General features: G+C 64.4%; 22 protein-coding genes. 7 read left to right on the forward strand and 15 right to left on the reverse strand.

Features of this window, described 5'->3' with window-relative positions; genetic code table 11:
• Window positions 1-5 precede the first annotated feature (5 nt).
• From DBR47_RS12985 to mltG, 5 genes are all read right to left on the reverse strand, one after another.
• Complete coding sequence (locus DBR47_RS12985) at window positions 6-782, reverse strand: TatD family hydrolase (RefSeq protein ID WP_124450673.1); 777 nt, start codon at window positions 780-782, stop codon at window positions 6-8.
• 42 nt (window positions 783-824) lie between these two features.
• Window positions 825-1,217 (reverse strand): PilZ domain-containing protein, encoded by a 393-nt coding sequence (locus DBR47_RS12990; protein ID WP_124451056.1) that lies wholly within the window; start codon window positions 1,215-1,217, stop codon window positions 825-827.
• Between the two features lie 88 nt (window positions 1,218-1,305).
• The gene (locus DBR47_RS12995; protein WP_124450675.1) at window positions 1,306-2,349 is read right to left on the reverse strand and encodes a DNA polymerase III subunit delta'; all 1,044 of its coding nucleotides are present in this window, start codon (window positions 2,347-2,349) and stop codon (window positions 1,306-1,308) included.
• The gene (tmk, locus tag DBR47_RS13000) at window positions 2,343-2,972 is read right to left on the reverse strand and encodes a dTMP kinase (protein WP_124450677.1); all 630 of its coding nucleotides are present in this window, start codon (window positions 2,970-2,972) and stop codon (window positions 2,343-2,345) included. The genes DBR47_RS12995 and tmk overlap by 7 nt, the downstream gene beginning before the upstream one ends.
• Window positions 2,969-3,994, reverse strand: coding sequence for an endolytic transglycosylase MltG (gene mltG / locus DBR47_RS13005; protein WP_124450679.1), 1,026 nt, complete (start codon window positions 3,992-3,994; stop codon window positions 2,969-2,971). Before mltG ends, tmk begins: the two co-directional genes overlap by 4 nt.
• A gap of 65 nt (window positions 3,995-4,059) precedes the next feature.
• Here mltG and DBR47_RS13010 point away from each other — a divergent pair, with 65 nt between their 5' ends.
• Window positions 4,060-5,019 (forward strand): folate-binding protein YgfZ, encoded by a 960-nt coding sequence (locus tag DBR47_RS13010; protein ID WP_197047043.1) that lies wholly within the window; start codon window positions 4,060-4,062, stop codon window positions 5,017-5,019.
• A gap of 11 nt (window positions 5,020-5,030) precedes the next feature.
• Window positions 5,031-5,312 carry a DUF4936 family protein gene (locus tag DBR47_RS25490; RefSeq protein WP_197047044.1) on the forward strand — a complete coding sequence of 94 codons (282 nt, stop codon included), beginning with the start codon at window positions 5,031-5,033 and terminating at the stop codon, window positions 5,310-5,312.
• On the opposite strand, the gene DBR47_RS13020 is transcribed toward DBR47_RS25490, so the two are convergent.
• Together DBR47_RS13020 and DBR47_RS13025 are read right to left on the reverse strand one after the other, a co-directional pair.
• Window positions 5,299-6,174: a YbgC/FadM family acyl-CoA thioesterase gene (locus DBR47_RS13020; RefSeq protein WP_231512288.1), complete on the reverse strand. Its 876-nt coding sequence runs from the start codon at window positions 6,172-6,174 to the stop codon at window positions 5,299-5,301. The genes DBR47_RS25490 and DBR47_RS13020 overlap by 14 nt on opposite strands.
• Entirely contained in the window at window positions 6,171-7,079 is a 909-nt protein-coding gene (locus tag DBR47_RS13025; RefSeq protein ID WP_124451060.1) for an alpha/beta hydrolase, read from the reverse strand. Before DBR47_RS13025 ends, DBR47_RS13020 begins: the two co-directional genes overlap by 4 nt.
• 122 nt (window positions 7,080-7,201) lie before the next feature.
• Between DBR47_RS13025 and DBR47_RS13030 the strand changes: the two genes are divergently transcribed.
• Window positions 7,202-8,350, forward strand: coding sequence for an iron-containing alcohol dehydrogenase (locus DBR47_RS13030; RefSeq protein WP_124450685.1), 1,149 nt, complete (start codon window positions 7,202-7,204; stop codon window positions 8,348-8,350).
• 254 nt (window positions 8,351-8,604) lie between these two features.
• Here DBR47_RS13030 and aceA read toward each other — a convergent pair whose 3' ends face one another.
• The 4 genes from aceA to DBR47_RS13050 all read right to left on the reverse strand — a co-directional run bounded on the left by aceA (window position 8,605) and on the right by DBR47_RS13050 (window position 13,148).
• On the reverse strand, window positions 8,605-9,906 hold the full coding sequence (gene aceA, locus DBR47_RS13035) for an isocitrate lyase (RefSeq protein ID WP_370454913.1): 1,302 nt from the start codon (window positions 9,904-9,906) through the stop codon (window positions 8,605-8,607).
• A gap of 520 nt (window positions 9,907-10,426) precedes the next feature.
• Window positions 10,427-11,029 (reverse strand): MarC family protein, encoded by a 603-nt coding sequence (locus DBR47_RS13040; RefSeq protein ID WP_124450687.1) that lies wholly within the window; start codon window positions 11,027-11,029, stop codon window positions 10,427-10,429.
• A gap of 198 nt (window positions 11,030-11,227) precedes the next feature.
• Window positions 11,228-12,199, reverse strand: coding sequence for a site-specific tyrosine recombinase XerD (gene xerD, locus DBR47_RS13045; protein WP_124450689.1), 972 nt, complete (start codon window positions 12,197-12,199; stop codon window positions 11,228-11,230).
• Complete coding sequence (locus DBR47_RS13050; RefSeq protein ID WP_231512289.1) at window positions 12,153-13,148, reverse strand: tripartite tricarboxylate transporter substrate binding protein BugE; 996 nt, start codon at window positions 13,146-13,148, stop codon at window positions 12,153-12,155. Before DBR47_RS13050 ends, xerD begins: the two co-directional genes overlap by 47 nt.
• A gap of 177 nt (window positions 13,149-13,325) precedes the next feature.
• Between DBR47_RS13050 and DBR47_RS13055 the strand changes: the two genes are divergently transcribed.
• Complete coding sequence (locus DBR47_RS13055; protein ID WP_124450691.1) at window positions 13,326-14,225, forward strand: AEC family transporter; 900 nt, start codon at window positions 13,326-13,328, stop codon at window positions 14,223-14,225.
• Here the strand turns inward: DBR47_RS13055 and queG are convergent.
• Window positions 14,185-15,324 (reverse strand): tRNA epoxyqueuosine(34) reductase QueG, encoded by a 1,140-nt coding sequence (gene queG / locus DBR47_RS13060; protein ID WP_370454914.1) that lies wholly within the window; start codon window positions 15,322-15,324, stop codon window positions 14,185-14,187. The two genes, DBR47_RS13055 and queG, sit on opposite strands and share 41 nt — an antisense overlap.
• Here queG and tsaE point away from each other — a divergent pair.
• Both tsaE and DBR47_RS13070 read left to right on the forward strand, forming a co-directional pair.
• Window positions 15,316-15,822, forward strand: coding sequence for a tRNA (adenosine(37)-N6)-threonylcarbamoyltransferase complex ATPase subunit type 1 TsaE (tsaE, locus tag DBR47_RS13065; protein ID WP_370454915.1), 507 nt, complete (start codon window positions 15,316-15,318; stop codon window positions 15,820-15,822). The genes queG and tsaE overlap by 9 nt on opposite strands.
• A gap of 14 nt (window positions 15,823-15,836) precedes the next feature.
• Window positions 15,837-17,432 (forward strand): N-acetylmuramoyl-L-alanine amidase, encoded by a 1,596-nt coding sequence (locus DBR47_RS13070; protein ID WP_231512290.1) that lies wholly within the window; start codon window positions 15,837-15,839, stop codon window positions 17,430-17,432.
• 442 nt (window positions 17,433-17,874) lie between these two features.
• Here DBR47_RS13070 and DBR47_RS13080 read toward each other — a convergent pair whose 3' ends face one another.
• From DBR47_RS13080 to DBR47_RS13090, 3 genes are all read right to left on the reverse strand, one after another.
• On the reverse strand, window positions 17,875-21,324 hold the full coding sequence (locus tag DBR47_RS13080) for a S41 family peptidase (RefSeq protein WP_197047045.1): 3,450 nt from the start codon (window positions 21,322-21,324) through the stop codon (window positions 17,875-17,877).
• A gap of 28 nt (window positions 21,325-21,352) precedes the next feature.
• Entirely contained in the window at window positions 21,353-21,994 is a 642-nt protein-coding gene (locus DBR47_RS13085) for a VTT domain-containing protein (protein WP_124450695.1), read from the reverse strand.
• Window positions 21,995-22,057: 63 nt separating this feature from the next.
• A complete protein-coding gene (locus DBR47_RS13090) occupies window positions 22,058-22,711 on the reverse strand; it encodes a DedA family protein (protein WP_124450697.1) in 654 nt (217 codons plus the stop codon).
• 70 nt (window positions 22,712-22,781) lie between these two features.
• Between DBR47_RS13090 and mutL the strand changes: the two genes are divergently transcribed.
• The gene (gene mutL, locus DBR47_RS13095) at window positions 22,782-24,776 is read left to right on the forward strand and encodes a DNA mismatch repair endonuclease MutL (RefSeq protein WP_124450699.1); all 1,995 of its coding nucleotides are present in this window, start codon (window positions 22,782-22,784) and stop codon (window positions 24,774-24,776) included.
• Window positions 24,777-24,809 lie beyond the last annotated feature (33 nt).

Raw genomic sequence — 24,809 nt, forward strand, 5'->3', positions numbered from 1 at the left:
AAGGCTTACTTCAAAGCAAACAAACGTTGGCAATTGGCCGTGGTCACGGCGGCCAATTCTTCCACGCTGACGCCCTTGACCTGGGCCAGGGCCGCGGCCACATGGGGCACGTAGGCGGGGCTATTGGTTCGGCCTCGATAGGGCACGGGGGCCAGATAAGGGCTGTCGGTTTCGATCAACAAGCGCTCCAACGGCAAGGCCGCGGCCACATCGCGCAACTCCTGCGCATTGCGAAAACTCAGGATGCCGGAGAAGGAGACGTAAAAGCCCCGCTCAATCGCGGCCAGGGCGATCTCCACCGTCTCGGTAAAGCAATGGAAGACACCGCCAGCTTGTTCACCGCCCTCCTCGTCCAGCAGCTTCAAGGTGTCGGCCGCGCTGCTGCGGGTGTGGATGACCAGGGGCTTGGCCGCCTGCTTGGCGGCGCGGATATGGGTGCGAAAGCGTTCGCGCTGCCATTCCATATCGGCCATGCTGCGACCGTTCAGGCGGTAATAGTCCAGGCCGGTTTCACCGATGGCGACGATCTTCTCGCCCTGGGCGGCCTGCACCAGTTCTTCGACCGTGGGCTCGTAGACGTCCTCGTTGTCGGGGTGCACACCGACCGAGGCCCAGAGTTGCGGATGGGCCAGGGCCAGACCATGCACCTCGGGGAACTCCTCCATGGTGGTGCAGATGCAGATGGCCTGCGCCACCTGGGCCTGGCTCATCTCGGCCAGGATTTGTGCTAACTGAGCCTTGAGCTCGGGAAAGCTCAGGTGGCAATGGGAATCAATGAACATGCAGGAGGGCCTGTGGCGCTGAAAAAGACGGGAGCAGCGCGCTCAAATGGTCTGGGTGGGTTTGGAGGAGGAAATCTGGGTGCCCAGGATTTCTTCGATCTTCAGCTTGATCAGGCGGCTCTTCTCGTCGGCCGGGAAGCGCACGCCTATGCCCTGGGTGCGGCCACCCGAGGCATTGGCCGGTGTCAACCAAGCCACTTTGCCGGCCACCGGGTAGCGCTGCGTGTCCTCGGGCAGGGCCAAGAGCAGATAGACGTCCTCGCCCAGGCGGTACTCCCGCGTGGTCGGCACGAACAAGCCGCCATCGGCAAACACCGGCATATAGGCCGCGTAGAGCGCACCCTTCTCGCGGAACACCAGCTGGATCACGCTGGGCCTGGGCCCGCTGGCGGCTTGCGCTGTGTTGAGCGCCGCCGGCGCGGTGAGCGGCCCCATGCCGGTGGGCAAGCCCATGGGCAGGGTTTGGGCCCCGCCGATAGGGAGGGGGCTGGTGGGTTTGTTATCGCTCATGGCTGAAGTGTAGTCATCCCGCCCGGCGCGGGCTGGCCTCGCGCAAGGCTTGTTGGCCTTGCGCGAACAGGGATTCCATCAAGAGCCCGGCATTCAAGGGGTGCTCGGCATGGCGGGCGGCGCGGCGCAGGGCCGCTTCCCAGACCTGCAAGGGAGCGGCCAGTTTTGGCGCGGGCAGGCTTTCGGCCGGGAAAAAACTCGGCGCTGCGCCGTGCGAGACGCGCAGCAAATCGTGGCAAAGACGCTGCAAGGCGTCGATGGCGCGGGGCTGCGACCAGTCCGACAGGGCCGCGGCCTCAGCTCGTGCCAGGCGTTGCGGCAGTTGCTGCCAGGCGGCGGCACGCAAGCCGGCCTCATACCAATCGCGAGCTTCCTGCGGCCGGCCACCGGCGGCGGCCAACAAGACTTCGGCGCCCTCCACGCCCTGGGCCTTCAGCCATTGCAAGCTGGGCGCACGCTCGGGCAGGCCCAGGGGCACAGGCTGGCAGCGGCTGCGTATGGTGGGCAGCAAGGCAGCGGGCTCGCTGCTGGCCAGCACAAAGCGCAGGAGCCCGGCCGGTTCTTCCAGGGTCTTGAGCAAGGCATTGGCCGCCACGGTATTGAGCGCCTCGGCCGGATAGACCACCACCACCTTGGCGCGGCCCCGCGCCGAGGTGGCCTGGGCAAAGCTCAGCATGCCGCGCACCGCCTCAACCTTGATTTCGCGGCTGGGCTTGGTCTTGGAGGCCTTGGTTTCGCCGTCCTTGGCCGACTCGCTCTCCTGGCCCCAGCCCATTTGCTCGCGCAGCGCGTCGGGCAGCAGCAGCAAAAAGTCCGGGTGGGTGTGGGACTGAAACAGATGGCAACTGGCGCAATTGCCGCAGGCCCAGCGCGGGCGCTCAGGCTCTTGCAGCGGCGCTTCGCACAACCAAGCTTGCGCCAGCAGCAGGGCCAGATCGAACTGGCCCACCCCCGCCGGCCCCTGCACCAGCAGGGCATGGGAGCGGGCCGTCGTCAGCGCCTGGCTCAGGGGCTGAGCCAGCCAGGGCAGCGGCAGTATTTGATCGGGGCCTACCATCCGCGTGCCTCCAGATGGCCGTCGATCTGGGTCGCCACCTCGGCCACGCTGAGGCTGGCGTCGATGCGGGCAAAGCGCTGCGGCGCGGCGGCAGCTCGGGCGGCATAGCCAGCACGCACCCGCTCGAAGAATTCCAGGTCTTGCTGCTCAAAACGGTCGGCCTCGCGGGCCGCGGCGCGGCGCTGGGCGGCAACTTCGGCCGGCAGGTCGAACCAGAAGGTCAGATCGGGCTGGCGGCCCTCCTGCACCCACTGCTCCAGCGTCGTCAGCACGGCCAGGTCCATGCCCCGGCCGGCGCCTTGATAGGCAAAGCTGGCGTCGGTGAAGCGGTCGCAGACCACCGTTTTGCCTGCCTCCAGCGCCGGCAAAATGACCTGGCGCAGATGGTCGCGGCGGCCGGCGAAGACCAGCAAGGCCTCGGTCAAGCTGTCCATGCCGCTGTGCAGAAACAAGGCGCGCAGGGACTCGGCCAGCGGCGTGCCGCCGGGCTCGCGGGTGTTGACCACCTCGGCGCCGCGCGCGCGCAGGCGCTGCGACACCGTGGCGATATGGGTGGACTTGCCCGCCCCGTCTATGCCCTCAAAGGAAATGAATCGGCTGTTCTTCTTGCTACTGCTGCTCACTGGCCACCGCGCTGGTATTTGTTGACCGCGCGATTATGCGCGGCGAGATCCTCGCTGAATTGGCTGCTGCCGTCGCCGCGTGCCACAAAGTACAGGGCTTTGCTGCGCGCCGGATGCAGGGCGGCCTGCAAAGAGGCCTTGCCCGGCATGGCGATGGGCGTGGGCGGCAGGCCACCGCGGGTGTAGGTGTTGAAGGGTGTGTCGGTCTGCAGATCGCGCTTGCGTAGATTGCCGTCGAAACTAGCGCCCAGGCCGTAGATGACGGTGGGGTCGGTTTGCAAAGGCATGCCAATCTTGAGCCGGTTGATGAAGACCGAGGCCACCAGACCGCGGTCCGCCGCCGTGCCGGTTTCTTTTTCGATGATGGAGGCCAGAATCAGCGCCTCCTCCGGTGTTTTGAGCGGCAAGCCCTCGCTGCGACCTTGCCAGGCGATGTCCAGCTGGGTGTTCATGGCCTTGAAGGCGCGCTTGAGCACGGTCACATCGCTGACGCCCTTGCTATAGGCATAGGTGTCGGGGAAGAAGCGGCCTTCGGGGGCCAGGCCTGGCGCGCCGATGGCGGACATCAACTCGGCATCGCTCAGAGCAGCTGTCGTGGGTTTGAGCGAGGGCTGCTTGGCCAGGGCGGCGCGCACCTGGCGGAAGGTCCAGCCCTCGATCAGGCGCAACTGCTCCAGCACCTCGTCGCCGCGCACCATCTTGGCCAAGAGATCGCGCGGCGTGGCGCCCTGGTGAATCTCGTAGCTACCGGCACGGATCTGGCGAGATTGGCCCGACCAGCGGAACCATTGATACAGCAGGCGAGCGTCTTCCTGCACCCCGGCATTGACCCAGGCCTGCGCCACCTCGCGCGGCGGCGTGCCGGCTTCCACCGACAACTCCACCGCAGGCGCCGCCAAACGCAGCGGCGTTTGCAACCACCACCAGGCGGCAGCCGCCGTGGCCGCTGCCGCCAGCGTCGCCAAGACCAAGCCCCACACCAGCAAGCTGCCGAGCAGGGATCTGCCGCGCTGTTTCTTCATTCCAAATCCTGTTTCTTTGCCCTTCCGAGTCCGGGTGGAATCGGGCGCTGATGATAATCAAGCCTATGAGCACTTCTAACTCCACCATCACGACTATTTCCGGCGCCCTGCGTCTGAGCGACTGGGGCCTGATCCGCGCCGAGGGGCCGGAGGCCGCCAAATTCCTGCATGGCCAGCTGACCCAGGACTTTGAGTTGCTGGGCCCCGGCGAAGCCAGGCTGGCGGGTTTTTGCACCGCCAAAGGCCGCTTGCTGGCCACGCTTATTGGCTGGAAGAGCGGGGCCGAGACCGTGGATCTGGCCCTGCCGCTGGAGCTCTTGCCCGCTATCTTGAAGCGCCTGTCCATGTTTGTGCTGCGCGCCAAATGCAAGCTGCGCGATGCCACGGCCGAACAAAGCCTGTGGGGCTTGAGCGGCACGGCCGCCCAGGCCTGGCTGGCCGAGGCCGCCCCGGCCCAGCGCTGGGGCCGCCAGCTGAGCAGCAGCGGCGCCAGCGTTGTGCGCCTGCCGGACGCGACGAGCGAGGCAGGCCCCCTGCCACGCTTTCTGCTGGCCCAAGCCGCCGAGGCTGCGGCCCCTGCCCTGCCCGAGCTGCCGGCCGCCGACTGGCAATGGCAAGAGGTGCAGGCCGGCCTGGCCTGGGTGCGCGCCGCCACCAGCGAGGCTTTCGTGCCGCAGATGTTGAATCTGGAATTGCTGGAAGGCGTGAACTTCAAGAAGGGCTGCTACCCAGGTCAAGAAATCGTGGCCCGCAGCCAGTACCGTGGCACGCTCAAGCGCCGTACGCATTTGTTTGAGCTGGCGGGCTCAGCCCAAATCGGCCAAGAAATCTTCCATAGCGAAGACCCCGAACAGCCCGCCGGGCTGGTCGCGGCCGTGGCCCAGCGCGAAGGCCAAAGCCTGCTGTTGGCCGAGGTCAAGATCGCCGCGCTGGAGTCCGGCAGCCTGCATTTGGGCGCGGCCGATGGCCCGGCCCTGGCGGCCCGCGCCCTGCCCTACGCCATACCGCTCAATTCCGAGGTGTGAGCGCGCGGGCCGTGGCGGAGATTTACGTCTACTACAAGCTCGCCAGCGCTCAGCGGCAGGCTGCGCTTTCAGCTTTTGGAGCTGCCTGCGAGGCATTGAGCGAGCCTCGGCCTCGCCTGCTGCTGCGGCAAGATGAGGCACGGGTAGACGGGCTTGAGACTTGGATGGAGATCCACACCGGGCCGCAGGCCCTGCAGACCGAGGCCGCCTTGGCCTCGGCCTTGGCGCCCTTTGCAGAGGGGCAGCGGCATCGCGAAATATTCCTACCGCTGAACTCGCTCACAGGCTCTTGACCATCTCCACATGGCCGATGCCGGCCTCTTCAAACACGGGGCCACGCTGCACAAAACCGGCGCGGGTGTAAAAGCCCGCGGCCGAGACCTGCGCGTGCAGAATGATTTCGCGATAGCCCATCTCGCGGCCCCGCTGCATCAAGGCCTCCAGCACCTCGCGACCCACCCGGCTGCCTCGCATATTGCGCAGCACGGCCATGCGGCCGACCTTGGCCACGCCGGGCACATGTTCTAGCAAACGGCCGGTGGCCAGCGGCTTGCCGAAGCGGTTGAAGGCCACGGCATGCAAGCAGCTTTGATCGGCCGCGTCCCACTCCATCTCGGCGGGGATTTGCTGCTCCTGCACAAAAACCTCCTGGCGGATGGCGCGGGCGTGCTGGCCCAGATCGCTCCAGGGGCCAAGCTGCACCTCGACGACGGACTCGCCCGCTTCGAAGCCTTCCAACAGCTTGCGCAGCACTTGCGGCACTGGTTTGGGGCTTTGGGTTTTGCCATCGGCAAACACATAGATCAACTCGCCATGCACCAGCAATTGCTCGCCGCGAAAAACGGCCGCCGTCATCTGGATGGAGCTGTTGCCGATGCGATCGCAGCGGATGGCAATGTCCAGCAACTCGTCATAACGAGCCGAACCCAGGTACTCCAGGGTGGACTTGCGCACAAACAGGTCGCCGCCCAGGCCGGCCATGGTCTCGGCGTAAGGCATGGCCATGGCGCGCCAGTAGGCGCTGGCGGCGGTGTCAAAGTAGCTCAGGTAGTGGCCGTTGAAGACGATTTGTTGAGCATCGATTTCAACCCAGCGCACGCGCAGGCGCTCGGCAAAGCGGAAGTCCTGCCGGCGCAGGCCTTTTGTATCGGTCATGGTTTGAGAGCCTCTTTCAGGGCTTGTGCGCAGAACTCCAGAGCGGTCAAAGCCTCGGGAATCGAGCGGCCCATTTTGATGAAGTCGTGCGTGACGCCACGCACCAGTTCCAGGCTCACAGTATTACCGCTGGCACGCAGGGTATCGGCGTAAACAATACCCTCGTCCACCAGCGGATCGCATTCGGCCAGCAGCAGGCAAGCGGGGGCCAGATCGCTGTGCTCCGCCGCTTCCTGCGGCGCAAAACGCCAGTCGCGCCTGTGGTTCTTGGGGATGTAGTGGTTGAAGAACCAGTCGATAGACGCTGCCTCCAGCAAGAAGCCATTGGCAAACAGCTTGTGCGAGGGCGTGTCGGCATGGGCGCCGGTGCCGGGGGTGATCAAGAGTTGCAAGGCCAGGGGCAGGCCGATGTCGCGCGCATGCAGGGCCGAGACCGCCGCCAGCGTGCCGCCCGCGCTATCGCCGCCCACGGCCAGGCGGGAGCCGTCCAAGCCCAATTGATGCGCATGCTCGGCCAGCCAGCGCGTGGCGGCCCAGCTGTCATCGACCGCGGCCGGGAATGGATGCTCGGGCGCCAGCCGGTAGTCCAGGGACACGACGGCCGCGCCGCTGCGCAAGGCCAGCTGGCGGCACAAGCTGTCATGGGTTTCGATGCCGCCTATGGTGAAGCCACCACCGTGCAGATAGAGCAGCACCGGCAGACGCTCTGCAGAACTGGCGTAGAGGCGCGCCGGCAGCAGGCTGGCCGGGCCGGGGATTTGCACATCCTCGACCCGGGCCAAGGGCGCACGCGGCAGATCCAGGATCTCGGCCCCCATCAAATAGGCGATGCGCGCCTCGCTGGGACTCAGGCTGTGGAAGGGGCGGCGATTGGCCCGGTGTATCCGTTCCAACACACCCGCCATGCGCGGTGTCAACAAGGTGCTACCCAAAGACTCTCTCCATCAACTACGCTCACAGCGGTCTGCAAGCCGGCCTGGCAGTTTGCCAGAGGCTTGTGGTCTAGAACTCGTAAAGGACGCGCGGCATGGCCTTGATTCAGTACCTGACCCAGATCCATTTGGACTTCGGAGCAAGCGCCCTGCTGCCCCAGGAATGCCTGCGTCTGGGCATGTTGCGGCCGCTCATCATCAGCGACGGGGGCGTGCGCGCTGCCGGTGTACTGGACCAGGCCATGGCGGCTTGGATAGAGCCCCGCCCGCCGGTGTTCGACGCCACACCGGCCAACCCCACCGAGGCGGCAGTGCGCGCTGCGGTGGCGCTGTTTCAGCGCGAACATTGCGATGGCTTGGTGGCCATAGGCGGCGGCTCCAGCATGGACCTGGCCAAGGGCGTCGCCCTGGCCGCGACGCACGAAGGCCCTTTGCAGCGCTACGCCACCATCGAGGGTGGCAGCGGCCTGATCACCTCAGCCGTCATACCCGTGGTGGCCGTGCCCACCACCGCAGGCACCGGCAGCGAGGTGGCGCGCGGCGCCATTCTGATCGTCGACGATGGCCGCAAGCTGGGTTTTCACAGCTGGGAGTTGATGCCCAAGCTGGCCATCTGCGACCCTGCCCTGACCCTGGGTCTGCCGCCCGGCCTGACCGCGGCCACCGGCATGGATGCCATCGCGCACTGCATGGAAACATTCATGTCCGCCGCCGTGAACCCGCCCGCCGACGGCATCGCCCTGGACGGCTTGCGCCGTGGCTGGGCCCATATCCTGCGCGCCACCCGTGACGGTCAGGACTGCGAGGCTCGCTGGCAGATGATGAGTTGCAGCATGCAGGGCGCCATGGCTTTTCAGAAAGGCCTGGGCTGCGTGCATTCGCTCAGCCACAGCTTGGGCGGCGTCAACCCGCGTCTGCATCACGGCACGCTGAACGCCCTCTTCCTGCCCGCCGTCGTTCGATTCAACGCCGTCGCGCCCAGCATGGCGGCTGAGAACCGCTTGGCCCGCATGGCCCATGCCATGGGCTTGCCTGGCTGCGATGCCGGCGGCGAGGCGATCGCGCAAGCGATTCTTGCGATGAATGCCGACTTGGGCCTGCCCAAGGGTTTGGCCGCCCTGGGCGTGGGGCCAGAACTGTTCGAGCGCATCATCGACGGCGCCATGGCCGACCATTGCCACAAGACCAATCCGCGCTTGGCCAGCCGCGAAGACTACCGAGCCCTTTTGACCGAATCGCTCTAGTGGCCTGTAAGGTTAAAACGGGAGTGGAAAGGCTTGCGAGATGGGCTGCGTGGCAAGGCGCAAAGCACAGCGATGCCCAGTGGCATCGCGAGCATTTGCAACGCAGCCAAGCGGCTCATGTCGCGAGCAAGGACGCTTCCGATTTCAGCGTTACAGGCCACTAAAACAAAAAGGCCGGCTCGTCTTGTGGCGAGCCGGCCTACAGAGCCCACCCCTGGGATTGCCAGGGGCAGATTTCACTCAGGAATGGTCAATCAACCATGCTTTTTGTCGAAGAACTGCTCGTCTTCGGTTGAGCCCTTGAGTGCAGCGGTAGAGGCATCGCGCTCGATGGTGGTGGTGACGGCGTCGAAGTAACCGGTGCCCACTTCGCGCTGGTGCTTGACGGCCGTGAAGCCCTTCTCGGCGGCGGCGAACTCGGCTTCTTGCAGCTCCACAAAGGCGCTCATATTGTTGCGAGCGTAGCCATAGGCCAGGTTGAACATGCTGTAGTTCAGGCTGTGGAAGCCGGCCAGGGTGATGAACTGGAACTTGTAACCCATGGCGCCCAGCTCGCGCTGGAACTTGGCGATGGTGGCATCGTCCAGGTTCTTCTTCCAGTTGAAGGAAGGCGAGCAGTTGTAAGCCAGCAGCTTGCCGGGGAACTTGGCATGGATGGCGTCGGCAAAAGCCTTGGCAAAAGCCAGGTCGGGCTTGCCGGTTTCGCACCAGATCATGTCGGCGTACTCGGCATAGGCCAGGCCGCGGCTGATGGCTTGCTCCAGACCGTTGCGGGTACGGAAGAAGCCTTCCACGGTGCGCTCGCCGGTGCAGAAAGGCTTGTCGTTGTCGTCGATATCGCTGGTGACCAGATCGCCGGCTTCGGCGTCGGTACGGGCCAACAAGACAGTGGGCGTACCCATCACGTCGGCGGCCAGACGGGCAGCGACCAGCTTGGCCACGGCTTCACGGGTAGGCACCAAGACCTTGCCACCCATATGGCCGCACTTCTTGGCGGCGGCCAATTGGTCCTCGAAGTGAACACCGGCGGCGCCGGCTTCGATCATGGCCTTCATCAGCTCGAAGGCGTTCAGCACGCCGCCGAAACCGGCTTCGGCATCGGCCACGATGGGAGCGAAGTAGTCGATATCGTTCTTGCCTTCGGACCACTGAATCTGGTCGGCACGGGCAAAAGTGGCGTTGATCTTCTTGACGACCTTGGGCACCGAGTCCACCGAGTAGAGGGACTGGTCGGGGTACATCTCGCCATTGCTATTGGCGTCACCGGCCACTTGCCAGCCAGACAGATAGATGGCCTTCAGGCCGGCCTTGACCTGTTGCATGGCCTGGTTGCCGGTCAGGGCGCCCAGGGAGTTGACGAAGGGCTCGGTGTTGACCAGATTCCACAGCTTTTCTGCGCCGCGCTTGGCCAGGGTGTGCTCGATCTTCAGCGAACCGCGCAGGCGCACGACGTCGGCAGCGGTGTAGCCGCGCTTGATGCCCTTCCAACGGGGGTTTTCGGCCCAGTCTTTCTCGAGGGCGGCGATTTGCTGTTCACGGCTCAGATTCGTTGTCATGGTGTGTACTCCTGCAAGGGTAGAGAAGAGAGGAAAGAAGAGATGAAGATCAAGCAATCAAAAAAACTGGCAATCAAACTTTCTGCATCAAAACCAGGGTGCCGCTTGGGCTGAACTCGGGGCACTGGAAACGCGGCGACTGGCCTTGTTTCTAAGCTTTCCTTGTTCCGGCGCTGTGACTCAAGAGTAGTCCTCTCTTCTGCGCTTGTGAAGACTTATGTCTTATATAAGACTCAATTTAATTCATATAAAAATCAACAACTTAAAAACAAATTTTCTGATGGTGAAATGTCATTCACCATAATGAGAAAAAATGTCGCAGCGCAACATCAGATGAACTCACGATGTGGAATGGTCATTTCGTATCGTGAGAACTGAGCCTGACGCACCAGGATTCACCCGCGGTGAAGGCCATGATTTGATCTGTGGCGCCGGTTTTGCGACTGCTCCAGACGCAAAAAAGCCCACCGAAGTGGGCTGTGCAGAAAGGCTCAAGCAGCGGCGCCGACGCCGCCTGCGTTTAAAGCCCGCCGATGAAATAGCGCTTCAGGCCAGCCAGGCACATCTCCACAGCGATGGCGGTCAGCACCAGGCCCATCAATTTCTCCAGCGCCGAAATCACCGAGTCGCCCAACATGCGGCGGATGCGGTCGGCCATCAAGAGCATCAGGCCAGAGACCAGCATGGCGGCCGTCAACGCGGCAATCCATTCCAGGATGCGCTCGGGTTGGCGCGAGGCCAGCAGCAGCACGGTCGCCATGGCCGAGGGGCCGGCCAGCAAGGGCACGGCCAAGGGGAAGATCAGGGGCTCGCGGCCCGGCTCCAGGCCGTAGGCCGACTCGCTGGAAGTGCCAAAGATCATGCGGATGGCGATGATCAGCAGGATCACGCCGCCGGCCACCTCCAGCGAACGCTCGGACAGATGCATGACGCGCAAAAAGCTGTCGCCCAAGAACATAAAGGCAAACAGCACGACAAAGGCAATGCCCACCTCACGGAACGCCACCCAGCGACGTCGTTCCTTGGGCACGGCGCGCATGATGGGGATGAAGATGGGGAGGCTGCCCAGCGGGTCCAAAACCAGCAAAAGCAGGATGAAGGCGGAGAGAAAGCTATGGTCCATGGGGCGCGATTGTCGCGCAGCCACTCGTTTTACCGCAGGGCAAAAGAGTTTGGCTTGTTTGGGCCGAGCGCCGGGCCGCCCCAAGCCGGTCCACCTGAGTCGCTTTGCTGCTCAATGCGGCATTGCGACGCGTCCCCTCGGGGGACCGACCAGTCTGGCCAGCGCTTAGCGTGGCGAGACTGGTCGAGGGGCCTTGCTTCAAGCCCTGGGGTGATGGGCCGTGTGAATCGCCTTCAAACGCTCGCGTGCCACATGGGTGTAGATCTGGGTGGTGGACAAATCAGCATGGCCCAAAAGCAGTTGCACCACCCGCAGATCCGCCCCGTGGTTGAGCAGATGGGTGGCGAAGGCATGGCGCAAGGTGTGGGGTGAGAGCGGGCTGGTGATGCCGGCCACCAATGCGTATTTTTTGACCAGGGTCCAGAACATCTGGCGCGTCATGCACTCGCCGCGCACCGTCACAAAGAGCTCGTCGCAGCGCGAACCTTTCAAAAGCTCGCCCCGGGCCTGCTGCAAATAACGCATCAGCCAGCCGTGGGCAATCTCACCAAAGGGCACGAGCCGCTCTTTCGAGCCCTTGCCGGTAATGCGCAACACCGTTTCCTTGAAGCCCACATGCACGCTCTTGAGTGTCACCAGCTCCGTCACCCGCAGGCCGCTGGCATACATCAGCTCCAGCATGGCGCGGTCGCGCAGGCCCAAAGCGGTGTCGGTATCCGGCGCATTCAGCAAGGCCTCCACCTGGGCCTGGCTCAATAGCTTGGGCACACGCAGGGGCTGCTTGGCGTTGGCCAGGCGCAGGCTGGGGTCCAGGTGAATGCGCTGCTCGCGCAAAGCCCAGCGGAAGAAGCGCTTGAACACGCTCAGGCGGCGGTTGGCGCTGGTGGTTTTGCTGCCCTCGAAACGGCTTTGGGCGTAGGCCTCCAGATCGGCCTCGCTGCAGGCATCCAGATGGCGCTCGGCTTCAAGCGCCAGCCAATCGGCCAGCAGGCCCAGATCGCGTCCGTAAGCCTCCAGGGTGTTGCGGGCCAAGCCATCTTCCAGCCACAACACCTCGACAAATTGATCGATCAGCTGCTGGCTGTGCTGGCGTGGCTGAGAGCACGCCAGGCGCGCTGCTGCTTCACTCGAGTTTGAGTTTTTGCTGTTGGACGACGGTTTTGTAGACATCAAATTCGGCCTTGATCTGGGCCGCAAACTGTTCCGGGGTATTGGCCACGATCAGGGAGCCGGTGTCCTCGATGCGTTTCTTCACTTCGGGGATTTCCAAGGTCTTGCGAGCCGCATTGTGAATCTTGTCGACCACATCCTTGGGCAAGCCCTTGGGGCCGTAGATGCCGTAATAGGCCATGCGGTTGACCGGTTCCAGGCCCACTTCCTTGAAGGTGGGCACATTGGGCAGCTGGGCCAGGCGCTGGGGCGCGGCCACCACGATGGGGATCAGGCGGCCGTCCTTGATGAAGGGCAGGGCCGAAGGCAGATTGTCAAAAATCATCGGCACCTGGCCGGCCACCGTGTCGTTCAGCGCCGGTCCTGCGCCGCGATAGGGGATGTGCAGAACGAAGACTCCGGCCAGGTTTTTGTACAACTCCATCTGCAGATGGCCGATGCCGCCGGTGCCAGAGCTGGCATAGCTGTATTTGCCGGGATTCTTCTTGAGCTCGGCGACAAAGCCTTTGTAGTCCCGCGCCGGGAAGGAGGGGTGAACGGCGATCACATTCGGCGTGGCCGCCAGATTGATGATGGGCGTGAAATCGGTGATGGGGTTGTAGGGGATCTTGGCATTGATGGCCGGATTGGCCGCCGTCGTCGACACCGTGGCCATGCCCAGGGCGTAGCCGTCGGGTGCGGCCTTGGCCGTGTCATTGGCGCCGATCAGGCCGCCACCCCCGGCCTTGTTCTCCACCACCACCGTCTGGCCCAGGGCCAGATGCATGCGCTCGGCCACCACCCGGGCGACGATATCCGTCGTACCACCCGGCGCAAAAGGCACGACCAGGCGCACCGGTTTGCTGGGGTAGGTTTGTTGCGCCCAAGCCGTGGGCAGGGCAAAAGCCGCCAGGTTCAGCAGCAAGGTTTTGATCAGCCAGTCACGCCTGTGTGCCATTCTGAGTGCCATTGGGGGTCTCCGTTGTTTTGTCCTTTGCGGCCGAGCCATGCTAGCGCAGCAAGGCCCCGCTGCGCCTTGGCGTTTGCCTGTGTTCTTCAGCGTTTGCAGCGCGGTTTGCGAAGCTCGCACACCGCGCTGTCCTTTGGAAGACAGCCCAGGCGCCGCAAGACAGGCACACTCTCGCCCATGCTTGATGCCGCCCTCCTCCTGCCCGATTTCTTGCTGATTTTTTGCGGCTTTGTGCTGTGCCGTTACACCGCCCTGAACCGCCCCGTCTGGGATGCGGCCGAGCGCCTGGTGTACTACCTGCTCTTTCCCGTGCTGCTCTTCAACTCCATCGTCAAGACACCCATGCAGCCCGCAGCCACCGCCGGTCTGGCCATAGGCGGGGTGAGCCTGGCCCTGGCCGGGATCGCCCTGGCCTATAGCTTGCGTTGGTGGCCCCGGGTGGATGCGCGCAATCTGGCCTCGGGGGCGCAGTGCGCGTTTCGCTTTAACTCCTTCATCGCCCTGGCCTTGGCCGAGCGTTTGCAGGGTGCGCAAGGCGTGGCCTGGGTGGCTTTGCTGATCGCCTTGTGCGTGCCGCTGTGCAATATCGGCGCCGTCTGGCCCCTGGCCAAACATGGCGGCCAGGGCTATCTGCGCGAACTGAGTCGCAACCCCTTGATTCTGGCCACGCTGGCCGGCTTGAGCGCCAATCTGCTGGGCCTCAAGCTGCCTGACTTGGCCACGCTGACTCTGCAGCGCATTGGCTTGGCCGCCCTGCCCCTGGGTCTGATGGCCGTGGGCGCAGGCCTGCGCTTTGGCGCTTTGCGCGACTCGCCCGGTCTGGCTGCCGCCCTGCTGAGCATCCGCCACGCCGTCTTGCCCCTGCTCGCCTTGGCGCTGGCTGCGCTCTTGCAGTTGCCACCCGCGCAAGGCGCCCTGCTCTTGATCTTTGCGGCCCTGCCCACCGCCTCCAGCGCCTATGTGCTGGCCGTGCGCATGGGCGGTAACGGGCCCTTCGTGGCCGGGCTGGTGACCCTGTCCACCTTGCTGGCCATGGTCACGGTACCGCTTTGGTTAGCTGTGCTGCGCTGGATCTGAGACCTGCGCCCTGTGCCAGCGCCCAGTCAATATGTTCGGCCAGCAGGTCCGAGGCACCGCTGCGCTGGCTTTGCAGAGCCGCGCGAATCTCGGCCGAATCCTCGGCCCGCAAGGCATTGCCCAAGGCCACGGCCAGATTGCGTTGCCAGCGCGCGTGGCCGATGCGGCGTATGGCCGAGCCCTCGGTTTGGCGCAGAAATGTCGCCTCATCCCAGGCCCAAAGCTGCAATAAGCGCGCCCCGGCCAAGCCCGGCCGCACATCGAAATCCGGCAAGGTGGCTTTCTGCGCAAACTTGTTCCAGGGGCAGATCAGCTGACAGTCATCACAGCCGTAGATGCGATTGCCGATCAAGGGCCGCAGCTCCAGCGGGATAGCGCCTTCGTGCTCGATGGTCAGGTAAGACACGCAGCGCCGCGCATCCACGCGGTAGGGCGCCACGATGGCCTGGGTCGGGCAGACATCCACACAAGCCCGGCACTGGCCGCAATGCGCCGTGACCGGCTCGCTCAGCGGCAAGGGCAGGTCCAGATAGATTTCACCCAGAAAAAACATGGAGCCAGCCTGGCGGTGCAAGGTCAGCGTGTGCTTGCCGCGCCAGCCAAGCCCTGAGCGCGCGGCCAGTTCCACCTCCAGCACCGGGGCGGAGTCGGTGAAGGCCCGGTAACCCAGCGGCCCGACGGCCTCGGCCAGGCGTTCGGCCAGCTTTTGCAGGCGGTTGCGCAAGACCTTGTGATAGTCCCGACCACGGGCGTAGATGGAGAGCTGTGCGTGCTGCGGACTCTTCAAGCCCGCCCATTCAATCGCCTGCCAATCCCCTGGGCTGTTGCGCGGCAGATAGTCCATGCGCGCCGTCAGCACCCGCACGGTGCCCGGCACCAGTTCGGCCGGCCGGGCACGCTTGAGGCCGTGGGCCTCCATATAGTGCATGGAGCCATGAAAACCGGCCTCCAACCAGGCCAACAAACCGGGCTCGGCACGCGACAAATCGATATCGGCCACGCCAATCTGTGAGAATCCCAACTCAAGCGCCCAAGCGCGCAACTGGTCCGTCAGGGCCAGGCCTTGGTCTTCCATCAATTCCTTCGGAGCTTGCGTCATTTGCGCATTCTAGAAACCCGCTCTCTGCAGTGGCCCGATGAGGCCGCCACCCAGGCCTTTTGCGCCGCGCTGGCGCGCGGCCTGCAAGCCCATCCCCACTTGATGAATGCCAGCATCGAACTGCATGGCAGCCTTGGTGCCGGCAAGACCAGCTGGGTCCGCCATCTGCTGCGCGCCCTGGGCGTGGAGGGGCGCATCAAGAGCCCCAGCTACGCGGTGATGGAGAGTTATGAGCTGCCGCTAGGTGTCGTCAGCCATTTCGATTTCTACCGTTTTGACGACCCGCGCGAATGGGAGGATGCCGGCTTTCGCGACATCTTCGCCGCGCCCGGCCTCAAGCTCAGCGAGTGGCCGGAAAAGGCCGAGGGCATGCTCCCCGCGCCCGACTTGCAAATCTGGATAGAGACGCAGGCGGACGAGAGCCGCAGCGTCAAACTCGTGGCCGGCACCGCCTTGGGCCAGGCCTTGATTCAAACGCTGGAAGGGGTCAGGTCTTGACAGTCGAGCGCCGCTTGCCACATCCATTCAAGCTGCAACGCCGCCAGGCCTTGCGCGCCATGGGCGCTCTGGCCCTGGTCTTGAAAGCCCCGCAAGTCATCGCCGCCACCAATGCGGTGGGCAAGAACAGCAAAACGGCGGGTGACGGCTCGGGCGCCTTGCTGCCCCTGCCCGCGCAGAAGAAGGCCGCGCCCGCAGCGAGCCCGGCGCCCGCCCCGGCGGCTTCGGCAGCACCTGCGCCGGCCCCCGCCAACAGCAATATCGTTGCCGTGCGCGTCTGGCCAGCCGATGAGTACACCCGCGTCACGCTGGAGTCCGACAAGCCTTTGGCCGCCCAGCACTTTTTGGTCGAAGGCCCGGACCGGCTGGTGATCGACATCGAAGGCCTGGAGCTGAGCCCCGGCCTGCGCGAGCTGCTGGGCAAGGTGCGCGCCGACGACCCCTTCATCGCGGGCGTGCGGGTGGGCCAGAATCGGCCCCGCGTGGTGCGCCTGGTGCTGGACCTCAAACAGCCGGTGGCGCCGCAGATCTTCACCCTGGCGCCGGTGGCGGCCTACCAGAATCGTCTAGTGTTCGACCTCTACCCCAAGGTCGAGGTCGATCCCTTGCTGGCCCTGATCCGCGAGAAGGAAAAGGCCGAAACCGAGGCGGCTCAATCGGTGCAAGATGCCTTGGGCGAGATGATTGCCCGCATCGACAAACCGGCCCTGCCCGCGGCAACGCCCCCAGCCGTCTTGCCGCCTGGCACCAAGCTTCCCAAGCCTGCGCCCGGCCCTAGCCCTGCCGCCTCCGCTGCGGTGCAAACACCCGTCCCCCCGCCGCCGCTGCCCGGCCCCGCCCCCTCACCCGCAAGCACGGCGGCCGAAACCGGCCTGGCTCAAGCCAAGCTGGATCGCCTCATCGTCATCGCCTTGGACCCCGGCCATGGCGGCGAAGACCCCGGCGCCATCGGGCCCTCGGGCCTGAAGGAAAAAGACGTGGTACTGGCCGTGGCCCTGCAGCTACGTGACCGGCTCAATAGCAACCCGAATATCCGGGTGATGATGACCCGCGACGCCGACTTCTTCGTGCCCCTGCACGAGCGGGTGCGCAAGGCGCGCCGGGTGCAGGCCGATTTATTCGTCTCCATCCATGCGGACGCCTTCATCACGCCCAAGGCACGCGGTGCCTCGGTGTTTGCGCTCAGCGACGGCGCGGCCAGCAGCCAGACCGCCCGCTGGATGGCGAACAAGGAGAACGCGGCCGACCTGGTCGGCGGGGTCAACAAAGACATCGCCGTCAAAGACGCGAATGTGCTCAAGGCCATGCTGGACATGAGCACCTCCGCCCAGATCCGCGACAGTCTCAAGCTGGGCTCCGAGGTGCTGGGCCAAATCGGCCGCGTCGGCAATCTGCACAAACGCAGCGTGGAGCAAGCCGGCTTTGCCGTGCTCAAAGCGCCCGACGTGCCCTCCATCCTGGTGGAAACCGCCTTCATCTCCAACCCGGAGGAAGAAGCCAAGCTGCGCGACCCGGATTACCAGGCCAAGCTGGTGGCTGCCCTGGCGACTGGGATTGCGCGTTACTTTGCCAAGAACCCGCCCTTGGCGAGGCATAGACCTCTGTCGTGAAGCCCATGCCCTGGACTTGAGCAAGGCTTGCAAAAGCCCTGTTCAAGCCCTCCCTCATACCTTGCGCAGCTGCCGCTACTGCACCCGAAAGTCATTCAAATCGAACGGGGGACGGCGCTTGTCCGGCCGCAGAGCAATCCAAACCCCGAGGCCAATTGGCCATCCGATGAACATGATCAAGGCTGCGACTAGCAAAGGCGGCCTGCCGCGAGATTTGGCGTCGTGATAGGCCCAAGCACCGCTTTTGAGCCATAGCACCAAAATAACAAGCAATGGCGCGAAGCCAATCAAAGGGGAAAAATCAAAATCCAAATCGAACCTCAAGTCTTATCTGCATGGCGCTGAGCGCGGCCCATTGGGCTGGCGGCAACGAGTCATAACTTTCTGGGCCCAGGCACCACCATCGAGCTTCAAGATGCTGCTTGAGCCGCTCTAGGCAGGCCTACTTGCCCAACTCCGTCGGCATCGCCGGCGCCGTCTTGCGCTGCACCGGCTTGTAGGTCTTCAGTCGCTCCAGGACGTTAGCGATGGCGGCGTCGAGCTGGCTGTCGCGGCCCTTGTTGACCTGCAAGGGGTCCAATTCGACTTCGATGTCCGGGGCCACGCCTTCGTTCTCGACTCGCCATTCGCCGTCCGGCGTGTAGAAGCGGAAGAAGGGCACGACCACATTGCCGCCGTCGATCAAGGGCGGGTTGGCGGAGATGCCGATCAGGCCACCCCAGGTGCGCTTGCCGATCAAGGGGCCCAGACCCAGCCGCTTGAAGCCATAGGGCAGGAAGTCGCCACCGGAGCCGGCATCCTGGTCGATCAGCATGGCTTTGGGGCCGTAGATAGCGCCGCCCGGTGTGTCGTAGACCAGGCCATCACGGTCCTTCCAGCTGGACAGATAGGGGCGGCTCAGCACATCCAGCACATAGTTGGCGGCCTGGCCGCCACCGTTGCGGCGGTCGTCAACGATGATGCCTTCGCGGCCGATCTGGGCGAAGAACATGCGGTTGAAGAAGGTGAAGCCCTCGTCCGCCGTGTCGGGCAGATAGACGTAGGCCAGGCGGCCGCCGCTCTGTGCATCGACATACTGGCGGTTGCGATCAATCCAGTCCCAGCGACGCAGGCTCGCTTCATTGGTAACCGGCACGACCACGGCCTGACGCGGCGTCTTGGCGCTAGGTTCGCTGGCGATGCTCAGGGTCAGCTGCTTGCCCGCCGTGTTTTCCAGCAAGGCAAACAGATTTTGCTTGGCGTCCAGCGGCCGGCCGTTGATGGCCATCAGATAGTCGCCCGGCTTCACACCCAGGCCGGGCGTGGCCAGCGGCGCCTTCATAAAGGGGTTCCAGCGGTCGCCGCCGTAAATCTTGCTGATGCGGTAGTAGCCGCCTTCAACCCGGAAGTCGGCGCCCAGCAGGCCCACGGCCACCTTGGCTTCCTGGTGCACATCGCCACCGCCCACCCGGTTATGGCCGACCTGCAACTCGGCAATCATCTCGACCAGCAAGTCGTTCAAATCCTCGCGCGTTTGCACATGGTCCAGCAGGGGCAGGTAGCGGGCGTAGACAGCCTCCCAATCCAGGCCGTGCAGCTTGGGGTCGTAGAAGAACTCCTTCTCCATCCACCAGGTTTCGTCAAAGATCTGGCGCCATTCTTCACGCGGATTCACCCGCATGCGCAAGGGCGCGGTGTCCACCGGCTTGGCATCGAGCTTTGCGCCTGCGTCGGCCACCTCCAGCCCGCCCTTGGCGGTGTGCAGCAGCAGCTTTTTGCCGTCGGGGCTGATCTCATAGCCTTCCAGGCCTTGGCGCAGGGATTTTGCCTCGCGTTCCTCGAAGTCGAAGCGGTAGAGTGCGGCGCCTTCTTGCCCGCGCTTTTCTGGCGCGTCCAGGCTGGCACCGGCTTGGCCTTGCTCCAGATAGAACAAGGCACCATCGGCGGCCACGCTCAGGGCCGCGTAATTGCGCTCCGGCAGGGGTAGACCCACGATGCGATCGTTCAGGCCATGCGCGTCCACACGGGTGGGCTTGGCGGGCTTGCTTGATTTGGCGGGCTTGTTGCCTGCATCCTTCTCGTCCGCAGGCTTGCCAGTGTCCTTGTTGCTGTTCTTCTCAGCCTCTTTTTTCTCGGCGTCTTTCTTGGCAGCGGTTTCATCCCCGCTCTTGGGCAGCAGGGGTGACTTGCCATCGGCCGCCAACACGGCGGCGTAAAGCCCCAAGCGCTGCGGGCGCTCGCGGGTGGACATGTCCAGGCCGACCTGGGTGAGGCCTGAGTTGGTCGAGGCGGTGAAGTACAGGGCCTCGCCATTGCTCGAGAATACAGGGTTGCTGGCATGGGCCAGACCGTCCCCCACCGCGATCTCCTTGCCGCTGGCGAACTCGTGCAGACGGATCTGGCTGAAGTGGTTTTCACCGCGCACGGTAAAGGCCAGCCAGCGGCTGTCGGGCGAGAAAGCCACGTCGAAAGGGCCGCGCCGCGGGCTGCTGGCAATGCGCTGGGCCGTGCCAAAACCGCTGGCGCCCACGGCGGGGCTGAGGCTCAGGCTGTAGAGATTGAGGTGGTTGTCCTGGTAGATCAGGCGCTGTCCATCCGGCGACCAGGCCAGCAGGGTGAAGTAGCCGTTCTTGCCCAGGGCGAAGCGCTTGGGTTTCTCCAGGCCGGCCTGGTCGCGCAGCACGATATGGTGCTGGCGGCCAGCGCCATCGGCGGCACTGTGTTGTTTGCTGCGGTCAGCCTCATCCGAGATATAGGCCACGCGCAGGCCGTCCGGGCTGCCCAAGGCGTCTTTCTCGCGCACGCCCGCGCTTTCGGTCAGGTTGCGCACCGAACCGTCCTTGACCGGCAGCATGAAGACATCGCCACGGGCGCTGACGATCACCCGTTTACCGGTGGCCGAGAGCTGGGCCGATTCGATGCTGCGGGAGGCGTCCTTCCACTGCGTGCGGGTCTGCGGGCTATTGGGCTTGAGCTGGATATTGAGCAAGCGGCTCTGGCCGCTGCTCAGATCCAACTCATGCAGGAGTCCGGCGGATTCGTAGACGACTTGGCTGCCGTAAGCGGAGGCACTGCGCACATCCCATTGCGTCTGACGGGTCAGCTGGCGCAAGGCCTTGCTGACGGTGTTGTAGGCGAAAAGATTGGCCGCGCCGTCGGCACGATCGGAGATGAAGACCAGCTCCTGCCCCACCCACAGCGGGTTGATGTCGCTGGCGTTGACATGGGGCACGGCCTCCAGCTGCTGGGTGGCCGGGTCGATGATCCAGATCGGCGGCGTGGTGCCGCCGCGATGCTGGCGCCAACCCGAGGCGCCGTTATAGGCTTGTTTATAGGGGCGGTAGGCCAGGCGTTTGCCGTCGGGTGACCAAGCGCCCTCGTAGGCGACGGCCTCCATCACCTTTTGCTCGAACACCGAGACCGCCCCCTCTTCCGCATTCACCTCGAAGAGCTGATTGCTGCGGTTATTGGCGACCTCGCGATTGGAGGCGAACAGAATCTTCTTGCCGTCCGGGCTCCAGCCGTTCACCACATCGGCCGCCGGGTGCCAAGTCAGGCGGCGCGCCTGGCCGCCGCTGATGGGCATCATATAGACATCGGTATTGCCGTCGTAGGCGGCGGAGAAGGCGATCCAGCGCCCATCCGGCGAGATGGCAGGCGCGAACTCGGCTGCCGCATGCTGGGTCAGTTGGCGTGCATTCTGGCCATTGCGATCACTGACCCAGATATCGCCCCCATAGACAAAAGCCAGGTGTTGGGCCGAGACCGAGGGCTGGCGCAGCAGCTGGCTGCCGGCGCTGGCTGCGGCATCGGCCGCGCTGGCGCTAGGCGCAGCCCAGGCAGCGCCGCCGCCCAAGCAAACCGTGGCGGCCAAGCCCAGGCTGAGCATGTGCTTGTTCTTGGTTTTTTTCATCGCGAATCGTCTCCCTTTTTTTGTCGCTTCAGGCCTTGCTCTTTTTGCCGCGCACAAAGCCCAGCAAGAGCAGCAAGCCGGGTATGGCAATCATGGTCCAGAAAATCAGTTGCAGATGCGCTTTGACCACGGGCGCATTGCCGAACACATAACCGGTCAGCGTGACGCTGCCTATCCAGAGCAAGGCGCCGCTGATGTCGTAGAAGGTGAACTTGCGCCGAGTCATGGCCGTCACCCCGGCCACAAAGGGCGCAAAGGTGCGGGCGAAGGGCACGAAGCGGGCCAAGATCAGAGCGATGCCGCCGCGCCGCTCATAAAAATCATGGGCGCGGTCAAAGGCCTCGCGGTTGAAAAAGCGCGAGCTTTCCCACTGAAAGACCTTGGGGCCGAAGAAGCGGCCGATGCTGTAATTGGTCTGGTTGCCGGCCACCGCCGCCACGAGCATCACCGTGAGCGCGGTGCCCAGATGCAAAAGCCCGGCCCCGCAAAGCGTGCCGACGATGAAGAGCAGGGAGTCGCCCGGCAAGAAGGGCATGACGACCAAACCGGTCTCGACAAAGATGATCAGAAACAGCAGGGCGTAGATGCCGTTGCCATACAGGGCCACGAAGTCGGCCAGATGCCGGTCCGCATGCACTAGCGTGTCGAAGAAACTGGCGAGGACTTCCATGCGGGCAGCGCTTCCGTGTAAGCAGTGAAAGATGCCCGACTGTAGCCAAGCTCTTTAGGTCTTTTATTCGGCTTGCTGAGTTTTTTGCCGCCCTGCCCGCCAGCCGCCGATGATGGCGATCAGGCCCGGGATGATGATCATGGCCCAGATGATTTTTTCCAGGTTGTCCTTCACCCAGGGCAGATTGCCGAAGGCATAGCCCATCACCGTGATGCCCACCACCCACAGCAAGGCGCCGACCACGTTGTAGAGGGTGAACTTCTTGCGGTCCATCTCGGCCACACCGGCCACAAAGGGCGCGAAGGTGCGCACAAAAGGCATGAAGCGGGCAATGATGATGGTGACGGCACCATTGCGCTCGTAGAACTCGTGCGCCGTATCAAAAGCGCGGCGATTGAAAAAGCGCGACTGCTCCCACTTAAATACTTTGGGGCCGAAGTAGCGGCCGATGCCGTAATTGCACTGGTCGCCCAGGATGGCCGCCACCAGCAGCACGGCGATGGCCAGCGGTAGATTCATCAGCCCGGCACCGCACAAAGTGCCCACAACGAAGAGCAAGGAGTCGCCCGGCAAGAAGGGCATGACGACCAGTCCCGTCTCCACAAACACGATCAAAAACAGCAAGGCGTAGACCCACATGCCATAGGTCTGAACAAAATCGGCGATGTGCCGATCGACGTGGACGATGAAGTCGATGAAGAAGCTGATGAGTTCCATGGCGGCGGATTATGGCCGCTGTGCGCATGGCCGAAAGAGCCAGACCCGCCAGCCTTCTTACAATACGCACATGGACGTTTCCTCCGCCGTGCATTCCACGCCGACCCCTCCCCCCAGCAGCGCGCCCGCAAACCCCGGCACCTCCACGTCCGAAATTGCGCCAAAGCGCCGCGCCATCCGCGAACTTCCCGATGAGTTGATCAGTCAGATCGCCGCCGGCGAGGTGGTGGAGCGCCCGGCTTCGGTGGTGCGCGAACTGGTGGACAACGCCCTGGACGCCGGGGCCACCCAGATCCAGCTCAAGCTGATGGCCGGCGGCGTGCGCGCCATCGTGGTGGAGGACGACGGCCTGGGCATCCCCATGGAGGAACTGCCCCTGGCCTTGAAGCGCCATGCCACCAGCAAGATCCGCTCGCTGGACGAGTTGGAGTCGGTGGCCACCATGGGTTTCCGGGGTGAGGCCTTGGCCGCCATCTCCTCGGTGGCCGAGATGGCCGTGCTCAGCCGCTTTGAGGGCGCGCCCCATGCCCACCGGCTGGACGCTCGCAGCGGCGAGCTGCAGCCCGCGGCCCGTTCGCGCGGCACCAGCGTGGAGGTGCGCGAGCTTTTCTTCAGCACCCCGGCCCGCCGCAAATTCTTGAAGACCGACGCCACCGAGCTGGCGCATTGCGTGGAAGCGGTGCGCCGCCACGCCCTGGCCCGGCCCGATGTGGGCTTCGCCATCTGGCATGAAGGCAAGCTGGTGGAGCAGTGGCGAGCGAATACGTCTGAAGCCCGCTTGAATGATGTGCTGGGCGCAGACTTTATAGCCGAGAGCCGGCCCGTTTATGCCGAGAGCGGCCCCTTGCGCATCTACGGTCGCGCCGGCCTGCCCGAGGCGGCGCGCAGCCGGGCGGACATGCAGTACGTTTACGTCAACGGCCGCTATGTACGCGACAAGCTGATCGCCCACGGCATACGCTCGGCCTATGAGGACGTGTTGCACGGCCACCGCCAGCCCTGCTATGTGCTCTTCATCGAGATCGCGCCCGACCGGGTGGATGTGAATGTGCATCCCACCAAGATCGAGGTGCGTTTCCGCGATGGCCGCGAGATCCACCAAAAAGTGCGTTATGCGGTGCAGGACGCGCTGGCCTTGTCGCGCTCGGCCGCCGCTGAGAATGCCGCCCCCGCGGGGCTCAGCGCCATGCAAGAGGCCCAGCAGGCCGCCGCCCAGGTGGAAGGCAACCGCCCCTCGCCGGGCAATCCACCGGCCTGGTTCCAAGCCGGCACGGCCGCCGAGCGCACGCCGCCAAGCTACGGCCCAGGTGCCAGCACTTGGCAAGCCCCCATCCCCGCCAGCAGCCAAGCCTCCTTAGGCCTGGCCGAGGTGGCCACGCTCTACGGTGGGCGCGATTACAGCGGTGAAATGCTGCGCAGCGCCGAGGTCAATGCAGCGCCTGTCCCGGCGCCACTGCCCCATCAAACCCTGCCCCAGCATGACTGGCCTCTGGGCCGCGCTGTCGCGCAAATCCAGGGCGTCTACATCCTGGCCGAGAACGCCCTGGGGCTGATTGTTGTGGACATGCATGCCGCGCACGAGCGGGTGGTTTACGAGCGCCTGAAGGCCAGCTTGGCCGCCAAGGCGATTGAATCGCAACCCCTGCTGATCCCCGTCACCTTTGCTGCCACGGCGCAAGAGATTGCCGCGGCCGAGGCCCATGCCGAAACCCTGGCCCGACTGGGCCTGGATGTGGCGCCGCTGTCGGCCAAGGTACTGGCGGTGCGCGCCCGTCCGGCTGCGCTGGCCGGAGGTGATGTGGTGGAGTTGGCCCGCCATGTGCTGGCCGAGCTCTCGCAGTTCGAGGCCAGCCATGCCATCGAGCGGGCGCAGCATGAAATTCTGGCCACCATGGCCTGTCACGGCGCCGTGCGCGCCAACCGCCAGCTGACCCTGGATGAAATGAATGCGCTCTTGCGCGATATGGAGCGCACGGAACGGGCCGATCAATGCAATCATGGTCGGCCGACCTGGCGCCAACTCACCATGCGTGAGTTGGACGCGCTGTTTTTGCGTGGGCGTTGAGCGTTAATTGCTCAGCGTCTCACGGCTTGTTTT

Origin of the sequence: Paucibacter sp. KBW04 (assembly GCF_003852425.1) — a bacterium.
Classification (GTDB): domain Bacteria; phylum Pseudomonadota; class Gammaproteobacteria; order Burkholderiales; family Burkholderiaceae_C; genus Paucibacter_A.

Bases quoted from the DNA above. Each gene is read 5' to 3' on its own strand.
- DBR47_RS12985 (WP_124450673.1), bottom strand. From the start codon at position 782: ATGTTCATTGATTCCCATTGCCACCTGAGCTTTCCCGAGCTCAAGGCT.
- DBR47_RS12990 (WP_124451056.1), bottom strand. From the start codon at position 1,217: ATGGGGCCGCTCACCGCGCCGGCGGCGCTCAACACAGCGCAAGCCGCC.
- DBR47_RS12995 (WP_124450675.1), bottom strand. From the start codon at position 2,349: ATGGTAGGCCCCGATCAAATACTGCCGCTGCCCTGGCTGGCTCAGCCC.
- mltG (WP_124450679.1), bottom strand. From the start codon at position 3,994: ATGAAGAAACAGCGCGGCAGATCCCTGCTCGGCAGCTTGCTGGTGTGG.
- DBR47_RS13010 (WP_197047043.1), top strand. From the start codon at position 4,060: ATGAGCACTTCTAACTCCACCATCACGACTATTTCCGGCGCCCTGCGT.
- DBR47_RS13020 (WP_231512288.1), bottom strand. From the start codon at position 6,174: ATGACCGATACAAAAGGCCTGCGCCGGCAGGACTTCCGCTTTGCCGAG.
- DBR47_RS13025 (WP_124451060.1), bottom strand. From the start codon at position 7,079: ATGGCGGGTGTGTTGGAACGGATACACCGGGCCAATCGCCGCCCCTTC.
- DBR47_RS13030 (WP_124450685.1), top strand. From the start codon at position 7,202: ATGGCCTTGATTCAGTACCTGACCCAGATCCATTTGGACTTCGGAGCA.
- aceA (WP_370454913.1), bottom strand. From the start codon at position 9,906: ATGACAACGAATCTGAGCCGTGAACAGCAAATCGCCGCCCTCGAGAAA.
- DBR47_RS13040 (WP_124450687.1), bottom strand. From the start codon at position 11,029: ATGGACCATAGCTTTCTCTCCGCCTTCATCCTGCTTTTGCTGGTTTTG.
- xerD (WP_124450689.1), bottom strand. From the start codon at position 12,199: ATGTCTACAAAACCGTCGTCCAACAGCAAAAACTCAAACTCGAGTGAA.
- DBR47_RS13050 (WP_231512289.1), bottom strand. From the start codon at position 13,148: ATGGCACTCAGAATGGCACACAGGCGTGACTGGCTGATCAAAACCTTG.
- DBR47_RS13055 (WP_124450691.1), top strand. From the start codon at position 13,326: ATGCTTGATGCCGCCCTCCTCCTGCCCGATTTCTTGCTGATTTTTTGC.
- queG (WP_370454914.1), bottom strand. From the start codon at position 15,324: ATGACGCAAGCTCCGAAGGAATTGATGGAAGACCAAGGCCTGGCCCTG.
- DBR47_RS13080 (WP_197047045.1), bottom strand. From the start codon at position 21,324: ATGAAAAAAACCAAGAACAAGCACATGCTCAGCCTGGGCTTGGCCGCC.
- DBR47_RS13085 (WP_124450695.1), bottom strand. From the start codon at position 21,994: ATGGAAGTCCTCGCCAGTTTCTTCGACACGCTAGTGCATGCGGACCGG.
- DBR47_RS13090 (WP_124450697.1), bottom strand. From the start codon at position 22,711: ATGGAACTCATCAGCTTCTTCATCGACTTCATCGTCCACGTCGATCGG.
- mutL (WP_124450699.1), top strand. From the start codon at position 22,782: ATGGACGTTTCCTCCGCCGTGCATTCCACGCCGACCCCTCCCCCCAGC.